Raw genomic sequence first — 14,848 nt, 5'->3', positions numbered from 1 at the left:
ACCCCGTTCATCGCAACAAAATAGCGCGCAGTTGCCGGCGCGCCCGAAGAATCACTGATAGGAAACCAGCGTTGCACCATTTTCATGGCTGAAATCTGGCTTCACGCCAAGCATGGAAGCCGCACGTCGGATGATGTTTGCAGCCATGATGCCCGCGTTCGAGGCGGCCGTAGCACCCATGCCGGGCTTTTCCGGCTTCGGTTCGTCGGCGATCGTAAGCACTATGTATTGCGGATCGTCCATCGGGAAAGCTGCAACGAAGGCGTTGAAATTCCTTTCCTTCGAGTAGCGGCCGTTGACGACCTTCTCCGCCGTTCCCGTCTTGCCGCCCACCCGGTATCCTGGCACCCGTGCATTGCGACCGGATCCCTTTTCGGCATTGAGTGCATAGAGATAGCGCATGCCCTCGACCGTCTTGTCGCTGACCACTTTCTTGGCCACCGCCATCGCCTGCTCCTGCGTGCGAGGCAGGAAGGTTGGGTCCATCAGATAGCCGCCATTCATCAGCGCGGCGCAGCCGACCGCTGTCTGTAGCGGAGTCGTCGACACGCCGTGGCCGAAGGCGATGGTGATCGAATTGACCTGCTTCCAGACCTTGGGCTCGGTCGGCCGAGCGACTTCCGGCAGTTCAGTCTGCATCTTCTCGAGGATTCCCAGGCGATGCAGGAATTCGCGGTGTCCGTCGATGCCAACCGCTTCGGCTTCCTTGGCAGAACCGATATTGGACGAGTAGATGAACACTTCCGGAACTGACAGTATCCGGCCCTTGGCATGGAAATCATGGATGGTTTGATGGCCGATCCTGATCGGGCGCGACGCGTCGAAGCGGCTTTGCAGCGTTATCTTGCCGGAATCGAGCGCCATGGCGGTGGTGAAGCTCTTGAAGGTCGACCCCATTTCGTAGAGGCCTGCGGACATTCGGTTGAGCCGGTCCTTGTCCTGCGCATTATAGGGGTTGTTCGGATCGAAATCCGGAACGGAGGCCATCGCCAGCACCTCGCCGGTCTTGACGTTGAGCACGACGGCGCCCGCCGCGATCGCGTGGTACTTTTCCATGCCGGTGGCGACCTCGTCGCGCACGATATGCTGGACGCGCAGGTCGATCGAGAGCTGCACCGGTTTCAAATCCTTGGCCACCGCCAGGCCCGACGCCTGAAGGTCGCTCAGGCCTTGTTCGTCTATGTATTTCTCCATGCCGGAGATGCCCTGATTGTCGATGTTGGTGAGGCCGACAATGTAGGACGAGGTTTCGCCGGCCGGATAGAACCGGCGCTTTTCGGTGCGGAAGCCGAAGCCGGGGATGCCGAGCTGCATGATGTCGGCCTGCTGCTTCGGCGTCAGTTGCCGCTGCAGCCAGACGAAGCCGGCGCCGCTCTTCAGCTTGTTGTATGTCTGCTCGTAGTCGATCTCGGGAAGCACCGTCGACAGTTTTTCGATCGCCTCGTCGGCATCGACGATGCGGCGCGGCTCAGCAAACAGCGACGCCGTCTTGATGTCGGTCGCCAGCACTTCGCCGTTACGGTCGACGATGTCGGGTCGCGATGCCGTCACCCGGCTCTGCGGGCCGCCCGACAGGTCGGGATTCTGGAAACCCAGATAGACCAACCGCCCGGCAATGGTAGAATAGATGCCGAAGAACACCGCCATCGTCATGACGATGCGGGTCCTTCCCTTGCCACCGGTCGCCTTGCGGGCTCCTTCGACGACGATCGATCCGCCCGCACCGGGCTTCGAACCGCGCTTCAGCAGCCTCCCAACCTTTGGAAATCTGGCGGCGATTGGAAATCCGCTGATCATTGGATGATGCCTCCGGTCACCACGGGATCCTTGCCGCCGACATCGGCCATGCCGCCCAGCCGCTGCGATGAAAGGTCCTCGATGTTGACGGGCTTCGCCGGCAGATCGTCCAGCCCGACGATCTGCCGCGCATTGACCGGCTCGAGTCCGAGTTGCGATTTGTAGATTTCGGTGAGCTTTTGCAGGCGCGACGGCTGGGTAAGCAGACTCCAGTCCGCCTTGAGCAGGTCGATCGTGTCCTCTTCATAACGGATCTGCGCCTGGATCTTGTGCACTGCCGCCAGTTGCTCCTCGGCTTCGCGCTTGGTCTTGTAGGTCAGGGCAGCCGCCGAGACCATGACGGCGATCAGGACTATGTCGCTGGTACGAAACACGTGCTCACCTCTCTCCCGGACGATCGGCGCCGGGAAGCTTTGGGCCAGGCAGTTTTGGCAGGCCGAAAATCGAAAAATCGCCGGCACGCGCCGGCGCCTCTGTACGGATCGCAGCGCGCAGCCTTGCCGAGCGCGCCCGCGGATTTGCCGATATCTCGGCATCGCCAGGCGTCACGCCGCCGCCCTTCTTGGTGAAGGTGGCGGTGCGCGCCTGGGCCTCGGGCAGATGCCGCGATCCGGTCGCTGAATCGGCTCTGTCGGCGATGAAGCGCTTGACAATGCGGTCCTCCAGGGAATGGAAGGTCACCACGGCAAGCCGCCCGCCCGGTTTCAGCGCGCGCTCGGCGGCAAACAGTGCCTTGGCCAGTTCGCCGAACTCGTCATTGACGAAGATGCGCAGCGCCTGGAAAACGCGGGTGGCCGGATGGATCTTGTCTTTTGGCGCGCGACCGATATGCGTCTCGATGGCATCGGCAAGGTCGAGCGTGCGCTCGAAGGGGCGTTTTTCACGACGGCTCTCGATCATGCGGGCGATGCGCCCGGCATGGCGTTCCTCGCCGAGAAAACCGAAGATGCGGGCAAGATCGCCCACCTTGAAGGTGTTGACGACGTCGGCGGCGCTCAGGCCCGCCTGCGCCATGCGCATGTCGAGCGGTCCATCGGCCCGGAACGAAAAGCCGCGCTCCGGCTGGTCGATCTGCATGGAGGAGATGCCGATGTCGAGCACGACGCCATCGGCACTTTCAACCTGCTCGTCGAGCGTCGAGAACGGTGCCTGGACAAGCCTGAGCTTGCCGCCGGACTGCTGTTCAAGGGCCCGCCCCGCCGCAATCGCATCCGGATCGCGGTCGATGGCGACGACCGAGGCTCCGCTTGCCAGAATGGCCTTGGTGTAGCCGCCGGCACCGAACGTGCCGTCGACGATCACCTCGCCTTTTGTCGGGGCCAGCGCCTCCAGAACTTCGGCAAGGAGGACCGGAATGTGGCGGGCTGGTCCGCCAGCGGCATGAACTTCATCGCCGTCGCCCGCCATCATTCCGGCCGCTCCCCGGGCTTCGTCCCCTGCCGAAGCTGCAAAAGCCGGGCGCGTGCTTCCGTCCCATAGGCGCTGAGCCGTCCGGGCTCCCAGATTTGAAAGAAATTGCCGCGGCCAACGAAGGCCACTTCCGCTGAAATGCCGGTATGCTCGCGAATGAAATCGCTCATCGTGATACGGCCGTCCTGGTCGAGCTTCAGAAACGTTCCATCGCCATGGCAGAAGAACGACATGTCGTCCGCCGTCTGCAGGAACGGGTCCTCCTGGGCGATGCGCTGCTCGTAGCGATCGAGCAGGTCGAGCCCACCGACATCCATCGCCGGGCGATCCAGGCAGCGTAGCGCATAAAGTTCCGAATAGCCGCGTTTCTGCACAACGGCACGGAAATGCGCCGGCACGGACACCCGTCCCTTCGCATCGATCCTGTTCACCGCGTTCGACAGAAACCGGTCCATTACGCGTTACGGCCGCTTGCGCCGCCGCACCCCTCTGCATCTTCCTGTCCGCGCCGCCCCAGCCCGGTCGGCTTCCAAAACCCACTTCGTTATGACGGGCGAACGCAGGCAAACGCGCAGCCGCCGCGGCTGCCCGATTGGCGTACGCTTCACCCTGACACGGAACGAAGGCTTGAGTATCGGAATGGGATATCATGGGGTGTTATGGGCGTCAACGGGAACAGTCTTCAAAACGCGCCTGCCACAACTGGGGAGAGCAGCTTTTGACGGCACTCCCGTCTTTATCGTCTATTAAGCCTAACGAAGCGTTTAGAGCCGTGTGGCCCAACCGGAGCCGACTTGCTGCGGATCGCTGCCGCGCATAGCCTCGGCATCTCCTTTTCCGGTCAGTAATGAGGTTTGAAATCATGTCCGAAACAGCCAAGTCACGCGCCGCAGCACTTCCCCATCTGCGCCGCGGCGGGCTGGCCAAGGGCGACCCGATCCCCTTACCCCTGACCATGGCCGCCATCTTTCATGCGCCCGGCGACGCCACCGGCTTCGATCAATATGGCCGCTTCAGCAATCCGACCTGGGATGCGGTCGAGCACATGCTGGCGCATTTGGAGGACGCTCCATGCGTCGCCTTTCCCTCGGGAATGGCTGCCATCTCGGCGATATTTTTCGGCCTGCTCAAAGCCGGCGACCGTATCCTGCTGCCGTCCGACGGTTATCATACGACGCGAGCGCTGGCAGACCGTTTCCTGAAAGCCTTCGGCGTTGCCTACGATGTCCGGCCGACGTCGAGCTTCCTCGACGGCGGCTTCGACGGCTATCGGCTTGCCTTCGTCGAAACACCCGCCAACCCAGGCCTGGACATATGCGACATCGCAGCCGTCGCCGAAGCCGTGCATAGAGCGGGTGCGGTGCTTGTGGTCGACAACACGACGATGACACCTTTCGGCCAGCGCCCGCTCGATCTCGGCGCCGATATCGTCATTGCTGCCGACACCAAGGCACCAAACGGTCATTCCGATGTGCTGTTCGGCCATGTCGCCAGCCGCGACGCGGACATTATCTCGAGGGTGACAGACTGGCGCGAGACGTCGGGCGCCATCCCCGGGCCGTTCGAGGCATGGCTGGTGCATCGCGGCCTCGAAACGCTGGACGTGCGCTTCGACCGCATGTGCACTTCCGCCGAAATGATAGCGCAACGGCTGAAAAACCATCGCGCTATCAGCGGCTTGCGCTTTCCGGGACTGGAGAGCGACCCATCGCACAATCTTGCCCGCGCCCAGATGGAGCGCTTCGGCTTTCTCATCTCGTTCGTGCTCGCCTCGGAGGACAAGGCCGAGGATTTCATCAACAATTGCGCCTTGATGCAGGCCGCGACATCGTTCGGCGGCGTGCACACCTCGGCCGAACGGCGATCAAAAAGGGGAGATGCCGTTCCGCCCGGCTTCGTTCGCCTGTCGGTCGGCTGCGAGCCGGTGGAAGAGCTTTGGCAAGCGATCGAAGCGTCGCTAGATGCAATCGGTGGCTGAGCCGGCGTCGATCTTGCGCCGGCCGTGGAGGACGCGAATGATTTCGATCGCCTCTTCGCGGACACTATACGAGGTGATGTATTCGCCCAACGATCAGGTGACGGATGCCGGGCGCGATGTCCTCGCGCGGTGCACCTGAGAAGGGATAAGTGGCCATTTGCTGCCAGCGGGCTTCGATCCGATCGAGCAATCGATCGGCCGCAGCCTCGCTGTCTTGCGCGACATGGGTAGAAAACTGCCAGCTGGCCTGTAAGCCGGGTTCTGTATGGCCCTCGCCCCTTGCGGGGCGAGAACGCGGCGGCCATTCATCTTGGGCGCATGTTGCCATGCGCCTCACGCAACCTACCCGGACGGTGAGCCGGAAACAGCCCCCGAGGGTTTCCCCTCGCACCGTCCCTATTCGGTCTTGCTCCCGGTGGGGTTTACCGTGCCGCTCCTGTTGCCAGTCGCGCGGTGGGCTCTTACCCCACCCTTTCACCCTTGCCACGATTGGATCGTGGCGGTTTGCTTTCTGTGGCACTTTCCCTGGGGTCGCCCCCGCCGGCCATTAACCGGCACCGTGTCTCCATGGAGCCCGGACTTTCCTCACCCGCAGCCTTTCGGCTTCGCGGGTGCGGCCGCCCGGCCAGCTGGCAAGGCGTATAAAGGGGTTCGGGCCCGAAAACGCAAACGAAAAAGCAAGTTATCCCTTGTCAGGCGGGCGCTCCAAGCGCTGCCAGTTGCACCTTGACCTTGCCGCAATAGGCTGCGGACACCGGGTTCATCCGTGTGGCGGCGTGGCCGGCATTGTATTTCAGGATCGTGCCGCAGGTCGTGCCGCCGCCGAGATCCCGCGCCATGGCCAGGTACTTCATGCCGTATTTGATGTTGGTATCGGGATCGTAGAGACCCTGAACCGAACCGCTATAGCCCATCATTCTTGCCGTCGCCGGCTTGATCTGCATCAGGCCGATCTCGCCGGCGCTGCCGACCTGGTTCGGCCGGTAGTTGCTTTCGATCTTGATGACGGCATTGGCGAGCGACACCGGCACGCCATAGCTGGCGGCATAACGCGCAATGATCGCCGAATACTGTCCGCCGCCGTCGACAACCGCCGCCTGGGGCGCTGGCCTGCTCTTCGGAGCGACTGACGCCGTTGCTATGCGGTCGATGCGTTTGCGGTTACGCTTCACATGCTGTTTGGCGATTGTCTTTGTCGCAGCGGTTGGCCTTTTCGCGGAGACTGGCTTTTTCGTCCTTACCGCGGCTGCTTTTTCCACTTTCGCGGTGGCGGTCTTCTCTACTTTTGCACCACCCTTCGGCATGGCGGTTCTGCCGGCTGCGGCACTGAAGCCCTGATCGGCCCGCTGGCTCAGCGGTGCGCTGTTTGCCGCACTGAAGGCAAAAGTCATTACGCCGGCAGCAATGGCTGCCGTTAAAACGGTCAATTTCTGCATGTGATCCTGTTCTGTTTGATCCGCACAAAGAACTTCGCGCAGATACCCTCAATCAACATCGGAACATCTGGGGGGATAGACGTCCGACAATCTGTGCGGATCGCCTTTGACGACGGAATTGGCGCCAAAGAAGGCGACGCAAGTCACTTTGAGTAACAGATTGTAACTTTTAAGCTGGCAAAAGGTTATTTGAGAGAGGCTATCCTTACGGAAGCAAGCAGCCTTTCCAGCGTGCGGATCGTCGATCCGTCAGCCACGCCGTCGACCAGGCGCTGCCGGAAGTGCCGTTGAAATGCCTCGACCACGATTTCGGTCTGCCGGTCGAAAGCGCCGGTGATCTCGACGCCATAACCATAAAGCGCCAGCATCGACTGCAGTGCCTCAACATCGGCGCCGGTATCGCCTGGCCTCAGCACGGCGCCGCGCCGGATCGGTGCTGCCGGCACAACATGGCCGATGCCGGCAGCAAACAAGGCTTTCCATGGAAATTTCTCGCCCGGATCGACCTTGCGCCCCGGTGCCACGTCGGAATGGGCGAGCACCCGCTGCGCCGGAATGGGATGGCGCTTGACGATGCCGGCACACAGGCCGATCACCGCGTCGATCTGCGGTTTTGGAAAGTTGCGATAGCCGAGCGTATGCCCCGGATTGACGATCTCGATGCCGATCGAACAGGAGTTGATGTCGCTCTGTCCGAACCACGAGCTCTTGCCGGCATGCCAGGCGCGGTCGCTTTCCCTTACCATCTGAACAATGCGGCCGTCCTCATGGACCAGATAGTGCGACGATACCTCGCTTGCCGGATCGCACAGCCATGCCTCGGCACCGGCCCCGGTTGCCATGCCGGTGTAGTGCAGCACGATCATATCGGGTCCGGGCGTCCCGCGCCGTGGTCCGAAATTCGGCGATACCCTGACCTCGGCGCTCGGCTCGTCGGGCGGAAAGCCGCTCATGCGTGCCGCAGGCCTCGCTCGATCATTTCATAGGCCGCGTTGATCGCCGCCAGCCTGGTCGTTGCGATCTTGATGAATTCCTGCGGCAGGCCGCGTGCGATCAGCCGGTCCGGATGATTGTCGGAAACCAGCTTGCGGTAGCGCCTGCGGACCTCGTCGAACGGCTTCCCACGCTCGATGCCGAGCACGACATAGGGGTCGGCGGCACCCAGATCGACATGCCGCGCCAGGATGCTCTGGTAATGCGCCTCATCGATGCGGAAGATCTCGGCGATGCGATGCAGGAATTCGCCCTCGCGCTCATGCACCAGCCCGTCGGCCTTGGCGATGTGGAACAGCCCGTCGAGTATATCCTCGAGCATCAGGCAGTTGGTATGGCCCGAACCGCAAAGCTGCGCCATACGCTCGGCATAGGTCTCGAAACCGGCAATGTCGCGTTTGGCCAAATCGTAGAGCCGCGCCACATTGCGCCTCTGTTCCTTCGGCACCTCGAATATTTCTTGGAAGGCGCGCACCTCGTCTTGCGTGACGATGCCGTCTGCCTTGGCCATCTTGGCCGAAAGCGCGATCATCGCCACCGAGAAGGCGACACGCCGGCGCAAATCGGCATCGCCGGAGAAAACCGTACGCACGGCTTCGACCACTTCGGCGACGCCTGACGACGCTGAAGATGAAACGCGTGTGACGAAGTCGCCGAGGCGGTCCCAAATCGACATGGGGGCTTCATAGGGCCAACCACCCATCGCTATCAAGCCAAGACAGTGCCGCAGGGGCTGGCCCAATCGATTTGGCGGAATGCCTAAGGCGGCTGGCGCTAGTGCTTACCCATGGAAAATCTGCAGACGGAAGCCGCTGCGCGCAAACCCGTGTCGTCGCATTCAGCCACAATGCGCTTGTATCGTAAGCAGCAGAAAGGCCGGCGTGTGAGGCCGGCCTTTCTTGGCTGTCACGTTGACTACTGCGACTACTGCGCCGGGGCAGCCGGCGCAGGCGCCGGAGCCGGGGCCGGCTCGGCAGGCTTGTTTGCGTCAGGAGCAGCCGGCTTCATCGTCTGGTCGGATGCCGGCGGGTTGGTGCTCTGCGTCGTGGTGGTGTCGGTGCCGCTGTCGCTGCAGGCCGCAACGCCAAGCAAGGCAAGCGCCGAGACCGACGCAAGAATGAGTTTCTTCATGATATATCTCTCCTCTAATCACGCCACCGTTGCCGGCGACGATCGAGGGCACAATGCGTCAGATCATGATCAGTTTCGTAACGTTGCGTTTCCGCGTGTAACATCAAGCGCTTGGCCGTACAAAGCGTTGAGCACTAACAGGATGCCTAAATGAAAATGCCCGGAAGCGCTGCCATGACCGCAAAATGGGATTTCTGGATCGACCGCGGCGGTACCTTCACCGACGTCATCGGCCGGGACCCGCAAGGCGGGCTGCATCCAAGGAAACTTCTTTCGGAAAATCCCGAAGTCTATGCCGATGCAGCCATCCAGGGCATTCGCGAACTGCTCGGCGTCCAGCCCGGCGCCCCGATCCCCTCCGCGCTGATCGGCGATGTCAAGATGGGCACCACGGTCGCCACCAATGCGCTTCTGGAGCGCAAGGGCGACCGCGTGCTGCTGCTCATCACCAAAGGCTTCCGCGATGCGCTGAGGATCGCCTATCAGGCCAGGCCCGATATCTTTGCCAAGCAGATCATCCTTCCCGAACAGCTCTATGAGCGTGTCGTCGAAATCGACGAACGGGTTCGCGCCGACGGCAGTATCGAGCGCCTGCTCGACATTGCTTCCGTACGCCCGGCTATTGAGCAAGCCAAGGCGGACGGCATCGATGCGGTCGCGATCGTCTTCATGCATGCCTGGAAACACCCCGAGCACGAAAAGGCCGTCGCCAAAGTCTGTCGAAAGCTCGGATTCTCCCAGGTCTCGGTCAGCCACGAGGTCTCGCCGCTGATCAAGCTGGTCGGCCGCGGCGACACCACGGTGGTGGACGCCTATCTTTCGCCGATCCTGGCAAGGTATGTGCAAAGGGTGGCAGGGGAACTGGGAGTTTTCTCCCCCCTCGAGGGGGAGATGGCCGCGCAGCGGCCAGAGGGGGTCATCTCAGAAGGCACCGCCAGAACGTTGAGCACTGCCGCAACGACCCCACCCGGCGGCTTCGCCGCCACCCTCCCCTCAAGGGGGAGGGAATCTCCTCGCCTCATGTTCATGATGTCGTCGGGCGGCCTCACCGCCGCCGATATGTTCCAGGGCAAGGATGCGCTGTTGTCCGGCCCGGCCGGCGGCGTCGTCGGCATGGTCGAGACGGCAAAACTCGCCGGTTTCGGCAAGGTCATCGGCTTCGACATGGGCGGCACCTCCACCGATGTCGCCCACTATGATGGCGACTACGAGCGCGCCTTCGACACCGAGGTCGCCGGCGTGCGCATCCGTGCACCGATGATGCGCATCCACACCGTCGCCGCCGGCGGCGGCTCGATCCTGCATTACGAGGCCGGCCGCTTTCGCGCCGGGCCGGATTCGGCCGGCGCCAACCCCGGCCCGGCCGCCTACCGGCGCGGCGGTCCGCTGGCCGTCACCGACGCCAATGTCATGCTGGGCAAGCTGCAGCCCGAGTTCTTCCCGGCTATTTTTGGACCGGGGCAGGACGAACCGCTCGACGTGCAGACGGTTCGCGAAAAATTCACGGCCCTTGCCGCCGAGATCGGCGACGGCCGCTCGCCGGAAGCCGTCGCCGAGGGGTTCGTCACCGTCGCCGTCGAAAACATGGCCAACGCCATCAAGAAGATTTCCGTGCAGCGCGGCTACGACGTCACCGAATACCTCCTGAACTGTTTCGGCGGCGCCGGCGGCCAGCACGCTTGCCTGGTTGCCGATGCGCTGGGCATGGAGGCGGTGCTGATCCATCCGTTCTCCGGCCTGCTATCGGCATACGGCATCGGCCTGTCCTCTGTATTTGCGTCACGCCAGCAGGCGCTGCTGAAGCCGCTGGTGGAGGACTCCGGGGCGGCGATCGATGAACTCATCGCAACGCTGCGCAAAGCCGTCATCGACGAACTCGCCGCACAAGGCATCGCCGAAGACGCGGTCGCCTCGAAGCCGGTGCTGCAGGTCCGCTATGACGGCACCGATACTGCGCTGCCTGTGAACTTTGGTCACGGCTCGATCGCGCAGGCCAAGACGGACTTCGAATCGGCGCACAAGGCGCAGTTCGGCTTTGTCTACGACGACAAGCCGATGATCGTCGAATCGATCGGCGTCGAAGGTACCGACACCGGCGGCACCGGCCGCGATGAAAGCGATTCAGTTGTTGCAGATATGGCCGCAAGTCCTTCCGGGAACCGGAAAATCTTTGTCGACGGCGTCTGGCGCGACGCTGGCATCTTCCCTCGCGAAACACTGAAGCCTGGTAACAAGATCGCCGGCCCTGCTTTGATCATCGAGCCGAACCAGACCATTGTCGTCGAGCCGGGCTGGCAGGCCGAGATCACCGCCAAGGACCACGTATTGATGCGGCGCGTCGAGAAGAAGCGCCGGCACGCCGCACTCGGCACCGAAGCCGATCCAGTGATGCTGGAGGTCTTCAACAACCTGTTCATGTCGATCGCCGAACAGATGGGCGTAACGCTGCAAAACACTGCCTATTCCGTCAATATCAAGGAGCGGCTTGATTTCTCCTGCGCCGTCTTCGACCGGAACGGCGCGCTGGTCGCCAATGCACCGCACATGCCGGTGCATCTCGGCTCCATGGATCGCTCGGTGGAGACCATCATCCGGCTCAATTCCGGCGGCATTCACCCCGGCGACGTCTTTGCGCTGAACGCGCCTTACAATGGCGGCACGCATCTGCCTGATATCACCGTGGTGACGCCTGTTTTTTCCCTCCCCCTTGAGGGGAGGGTGGCCGCGGAGCGGCCTGGTGGGGTCGTCTCAGGAGGCACCACAAGAACGTCGAGCACTGCCGCGGCGACCCCCTCCGCCGCCTTCGGCGGCACCTCCCCCTCAAGGAGGGAGGAACCCCTCATTCTCTTCTACGTCGCCTCGCGTGGCCACCACGCCGACATCGGCGGCACCGCGCCCGGCTCGATGACGCCGCTTGCGACCACCGTCGACGAGGAAGGCGTGCTGTTTGACAATTTCCGCATTGTCGATCGCGGCCGGTTCCGCGAGAAGGACCTGGAGACACTGCTCACCGACCACCCCTACCCGGCGCGCAATCCGCACCAGAACATCGCCGACCTCAAGGCACAGATCGCCGCGAACGAAAAGGGCGTCGCCGAGTTGCGCAAGATGGTCGCGCATTTCGGCCTCGATGTGGTCGAAGCCTACATGGGCCATGTTCAGGACAATGCCGCCGAAAGCGTGCGCCGCGTGCTGGAGCGGCTGCCCGACAGTTCCGAATACGAATATCCGACCGACACCGGGCAAAAGATCAAAGTGAAGATCACTATCGACCGGCAGAAGCGCGAAGCCACCGTCGACTTCACCGGCACGTCGCCGGTCATGAAGAACAATTTCAATGCGCCAGAGCCGGTCGCCCGAGCCGCAGTGCTTTATGCCTTCCGCGTCATGGTCGAAGACAACATCCCGATGAATGCTGGATGTCTGCGGCCGATCAACATCATCATTCCCGACGGCTCGATGCTGAAGCCCACCTATCCCGCGGCAGTCGTGGCCGGTAATGTCGAGACCTCGCAGCATGTCACCAACGCGCTGTTCGGCGCCATGAAGGCGATGGCCAATGCGCAAGGCACGATGAACAATCTCACCTTCGGCAACAAGCAGTACCAGTATTACGAGACGATCTGCTCGGGCTCGCCGGCCGGCCGGATGAACGACGGCCGCGGCTTTGCCGGCACCTCCGGCGTCCACACCCATATGACCAATTCGCGCCTGACCGATCCGGAGGTGCTGGAACTGCGTTTCCCGGTATTGCTCGAGGATTTCCACATCCGCGAGGGCTCCGGCGGCAAGGGCAAATGGAGTGCCGGCGACGGCACCAAGCGCACCATCCGCTTCCTCGAAAAGATGGAATGCGCGATCCTGTCCTCGCACCGCAACCGCCCGCCGCGGGGGCTGGACGGCGGCGGTGATGGCGAGGCCGGTTCGACCAACGTCCGCCGCAAGACCGGCGCGATCGAGACGCTGAAAGCCTGCGATCAAACGGTGCTCGACGCCGGCGAGGCAGTCATTGTGACGACACCCACCGCAGGCGGATTTGGCGAGGGCTGAACTCGCTTCAACAGGTTGTCACCGGCCTGTCATCCACCTGCGTTACCCGCTTGCGGCAAAGCAAACGGGGAATCGCCTTGCCATGACGGACATTTCTGGGGAACTGGTTTTTCGCCGCGGCAAGGAGGTCGGCAAGGCCGTCTACCAGAACCGCCCGCTGTCGAAAGCCGGCATCTCCGAGCGCTTGTTCGCCTTCGTGTTCTCCGGCCTCGTCTACCCGCAGATCTGGGAAGACCCCGAAATCGACATGGACGCGATGCAACTCGGCAAAGGCCACCGCATCGTCACCATTGCCTCCGGCGGCTGTAACATCCTCGCCTATCTCACCCGGTCGCCAGAAAGGATCGATGCCGTCGATCTCAACGCCGCGCATATTGCGCTGAACCGCATGAAGCTCGCAGCGGTGCGTCACCTGCCGTCGCAGGGCGACCTGTTCCGTTTCTTCGGTGCGGCTGGGACCGGGCACAATTCGCAGGCCTACGATCGCTTCATCGCACCGCATCTCGACCCGGTCAGCCGCCATTATTGGGAGCGCCGCAACTGGCGTGGTCGTCGCCGCATCGCCGTCTTCGACCGCAATTTCTACCAGACCGGCCTGCTTGGCCTGTTCATCGCCATGGGCCACCGCACCGCAAAATTTTTCGGGGTCGACCCGGCCGGCATCATGGACGCCAAGAGCATCGCCGATCAGCGCCGCTTCTTCGACGAAGAGCTGGCGCCGGTCTTCGAAAAATCGCTGCTGAAATGGGCGACCTCGCGAAAAGCCTCGCTGTTCGGCCTCGGCATTCCGCCGGCTCAGTACGATTCGCTGATCACCTCGGGTGACGGCACCATGGCCAGCGTGCTGAAGGCACGACTGGAAAAGCTCGCCTGCGATTTTCCGCTGAAGACCAATTATTTCGCCTGGCAGGCTTTCGCCCGCCGTTACCCTAATCCGGGCGAAGCCGCCCTGCCCGCCTACCTCGAAGTACGCAACTACAAGACGATCCGCAACAATGTCGATCGCGTTGCCATCCACCACGCCAATCTGATCGAGTTCCTTGCCGGCAAGGATGCCGGCTCGGTCGACCGCTTCGTGCTGCTCGATGCACAGGACTGGATGACCGACGGCCAGCTCAACGGGTTGTGGGCCGAGATCACCCGAACCGCCTCGACAGGCGCCCGCGTCGTCTTCCGTACCGCAGCGGAACCCAGCCTGCTGCCCGGCCGCGTCTCGAATTCGCTGCTCGACCAGTGGCGCTACGAGAACGACGCCTCGCGCGAGTTTTCGGCCTGCGATCGCTCGGCCATCTATGGCGGCTTCCATCTCTATGTGAAGCGGTCCGCATGAGCACGACCGAATTGCCGGCCAGCCATGCCGAACTGATGGACGGTGTCTACCGCTGGCAGCGTCATATCTACGACCTGACCCGCAAATATTATCTGCTCGGCCGCGATCGGCTGATATCAGGGCTTGACGTGCCCGCCGGCGGCACCGTGCTCGAGCTCGGCTGCGGCACCGGCCGCAACATCATCCTGGCTGCCCGCCGCTATCCCGGCGCGCGCTTCTTCGGCCTCGATATTTCGGCCGAGATGCTGGAGACGGCCACTGCCGCCCTCGCTCGCGAAGGCCTCTGCGGTCGCGTCGCCCTGGCGCGCGGCGACGCCACTGATTTCGACGCAAAGGCGCTGTTCGGCGTCAAAAGTTTCGACCGCGTCTTTGTCTCGTATTCGCTGTCGATGATCCCCGGCTGGGAGAAGACGGTGTCTGCGGCACTTGCTGCCCTGTCACCGGGCGGCTCGCTGCACGTCGTCGATTTTGGCCAGCAGGAAGCCTTGCCCAGCTGGTTCCGCACGCTGTTGCGTGGCTGGCTGAAAAAATTCCACGTCGAGCCGCGTGAATCGTTGCGTGCGGTTCTGGATTCAGAATCTGCAAGAACTGGCGCAAGCTTCCGTTTCCAAACACTTTGTCGCGGCTATGCGTGGCTCGCCGTGATCGGTCCAGGTCGATAGCCAGGATGTGTGGAGATTCAGGTCAGGCCGAGTCGAGAACGGGGGCTCCGAGAACCGAGCG

The 14,848-nt window shown here is 62.6% G+C and carries 12 protein-coding genes and 1 other RNA gene; 4 read left to right on the top strand and 9 right to left on the bottom strand.

Annotated features, from left to right (window positions below; all coding sequences use genetic code 11):
* Nucleotides 1–51: 51 nt before the first annotated feature.
* Genes NKI79_RS01560 through mraZ form a run of 4 tightly spaced genes read right to left on the bottom strand, consistent with a single transcriptional unit; the run spans nt 52 to nt 3,662 of the window.
* Complete coding sequence (locus tag NKI79_RS01560) at nt 52–1,797, bottom strand: peptidoglycan D,D-transpeptidase FtsI family protein (protein ID WP_352799501.1); 1,746 nt, start codon at nt 1,795–1,797, stop codon at nt 52–54.
* A complete protein-coding gene (gene ftsL / locus NKI79_RS01555; RefSeq protein ID WP_254818995.1) occupies nt 1,794–2,171 on the bottom strand; it encodes a cell division protein FtsL in 378 nt (125 codons plus the stop codon). The genes NKI79_RS01560 and ftsL overlap by 4 nt, the downstream gene beginning before the upstream one ends.
* 4 nt (nt 2,172–2,175) lie before the next feature.
* Nucleotides 2,176–3,207 carry a 16S rRNA (cytosine(1402)-N(4))-methyltransferase RsmH gene (rsmH, locus tag NKI79_RS01550; protein ID WP_352799499.1) on the bottom strand — a complete coding sequence of 344 codons (1,032 nt, stop codon included), beginning with the start codon at nt 3,205–3,207 and terminating at the stop codon, nt 2,176–2,178.
* On the bottom strand, nt 3,204–3,662 hold the full coding sequence (mraZ, locus tag NKI79_RS01545; RefSeq protein WP_254818997.1) for a division/cell wall cluster transcriptional repressor MraZ: 459 nt from the start codon (nt 3,660–3,662) through the stop codon (nt 3,204–3,206). The genes rsmH and mraZ overlap by 4 nt, the downstream gene beginning before the upstream one ends.
* Nucleotides 3,663–4,069: 407 nt before the next feature.
* Here mraZ and NKI79_RS01540 point away from each other — a divergent pair, with 407 nt between their 5' ends.
* Complete coding sequence (locus NKI79_RS01540; RefSeq protein WP_352799497.1) at nt 4,070–5,185, top strand: cystathionine gamma-lyase; 1,116 nt, start codon at nt 4,070–4,072, stop codon at nt 5,183–5,185.
* Nucleotides 5,186–5,419: 234 nt separating this feature from the next.
* Here NKI79_RS01540 and rnpB read toward each other — a convergent pair.
* The 5 genes from rnpB to NKI79_RS01515 form a co-directional block, all read right to left on the bottom strand.
* Nucleotides 5,420–5,818: RNase P RNA component class A (gene rnpB / locus NKI79_RS01535), an RNA gene on the bottom strand.
* Nucleotides 5,819–5,877: 59 nt separating this feature from the next.
* Nucleotides 5,878–6,621 (bottom strand): lytic transglycosylase domain-containing protein, encoded by a 744-nt coding sequence (locus NKI79_RS01530; protein ID WP_352799495.1) that lies wholly within the window; start codon nt 6,619–6,621, stop codon nt 5,878–5,880.
* A gap of 185 nt (nt 6,622–6,806) precedes the next feature.
* Nucleotides 6,807–7,574, bottom strand: a complete 768-nt coding sequence (locus tag NKI79_RS01525) for an N-acetylmuramoyl-L-alanine amidase (protein WP_352799493.1) — start codon at nt 7,572–7,574, stop codon at nt 6,807–6,809.
* Nucleotides 7,571–8,290, bottom strand: coding sequence for a J domain-containing protein (locus NKI79_RS01520; protein WP_254819001.1), 720 nt, complete (start codon nt 8,288–8,290; stop codon nt 7,571–7,573). The genes NKI79_RS01525 and NKI79_RS01520 overlap by 4 nt, the downstream gene beginning before the upstream one ends.
* A 248-nt stretch (nt 8,291–8,538) precedes the next feature.
* Nucleotides 8,539–8,745, bottom strand: a complete 207-nt coding sequence (locus tag NKI79_RS01515) for a hypothetical protein (protein WP_254819002.1) — start codon at nt 8,743–8,745, stop codon at nt 8,539–8,541.
* A gap of 174 nt (nt 8,746–8,919) precedes the next feature.
* Between NKI79_RS01515 and NKI79_RS01510 the strand changes: the two genes are divergently transcribed.
* The 3 genes from NKI79_RS01510 (at nt 8,920) to NKI79_RS01500 (ending at nt 14,787) form a co-directional block, all read left to right on the top strand.
* A complete protein-coding gene (locus NKI79_RS01510; protein WP_352799725.1) occupies nt 8,920–12,795 on the top strand; it encodes a hydantoinase B/oxoprolinase family protein in 3,876 nt (1,291 codons plus the stop codon).
* 82 nt (nt 12,796–12,877) lie between these two features.
* Complete coding sequence (locus NKI79_RS01505; protein WP_352799491.1) at nt 12,878–14,125, top strand: BtaA family protein; 1,248 nt, start codon at nt 12,878–12,880, stop codon at nt 14,123–14,125.
* Nucleotides 14,122–14,787, top strand: coding sequence for a class I SAM-dependent methyltransferase (locus NKI79_RS01500; protein ID WP_352799489.1), 666 nt, complete (start codon nt 14,122–14,124; stop codon nt 14,785–14,787). The genes NKI79_RS01505 and NKI79_RS01500 overlap by 4 nt, the downstream gene beginning before the upstream one ends.
* Nucleotides 14,788–14,848: the final 61 nt, after the last annotated feature.

Origin of the sequence: Mesorhizobium sp. M0340, assembly GCF_040321535.1 — a bacterium.
GTDB lineage: Bacteria > Pseudomonadota > Alphaproteobacteria > Rhizobiales > Rhizobiaceae > Mesorhizobium.
This window is presented reverse-complemented; position numbering and strand designations above follow the sequence as displayed.

What these genes read in the sequence shown, in the direction of transcription:
- NKI79_RS01560 (WP_352799501.1), bottom strand. Translation starts at nt 1,797, where the DNA reads ATGATCAGCGGATTTCCAATCGCCGCCAGATTTCCAAAGGTTGGGAGG.
- rsmH (WP_352799499.1), bottom strand. Translation starts at nt 3,207, where the DNA reads ATGATGGCGGGCGACGGCGATGAAGTTCATGCCGCTGGCGGACCAGCC.
- mraZ (WP_254818997.1), bottom strand. Translation starts at nt 3,662, where the DNA reads ATGGACCGGTTTCTGTCGAACGCGGTGAACAGGATCGATGCGAAGGGA.
- NKI79_RS01540 (WP_352799497.1), top strand. Translation starts at nt 4,070, where the DNA reads ATGTCCGAAACAGCCAAGTCACGCGCCGCAGCACTTCCCCATCTGCGC.
- NKI79_RS01530 (WP_352799495.1), bottom strand. Translation starts at nt 6,621, where the DNA reads ATGCAGAAATTGACCGTTTTAACGGCAGCCATTGCTGCCGGCGTAATG.
- NKI79_RS01525 (WP_352799493.1), bottom strand. Translation starts at nt 7,574, where the DNA reads ATGAGCGGCTTTCCGCCCGACGAGCCGAGCGCCGAGGTCAGGGTATCG.
- NKI79_RS01520 (WP_254819001.1), bottom strand. Translation starts at nt 8,290, where the DNA reads ATGTCGATTTGGGACCGCCTCGGCGACTTCGTCACACGCGTTTCATCT.
- NKI79_RS01515 (WP_254819002.1), bottom strand. Translation starts at nt 8,745, where the DNA reads ATGAAGAAACTCATTCTTGCGTCGGTCTCGGCGCTTGCCTTGCTTGGC.
- NKI79_RS01510 (WP_352799725.1), top strand. Translation starts at nt 8,920, where the DNA reads ATGACCGCAAAATGGGATTTCTGGATCGACCGCGGCGGTACCTTCACC.
- NKI79_RS01505 (WP_352799491.1), top strand. Translation starts at nt 12,878, where the DNA reads ATGACGGACATTTCTGGGGAACTGGTTTTTCGCCGCGGCAAGGAGGTC.
- NKI79_RS01500 (WP_352799489.1), top strand. Translation starts at nt 14,122, where the DNA reads ATGAGCACGACCGAATTGCCGGCCAGCCATGCCGAACTGATGGACGGT.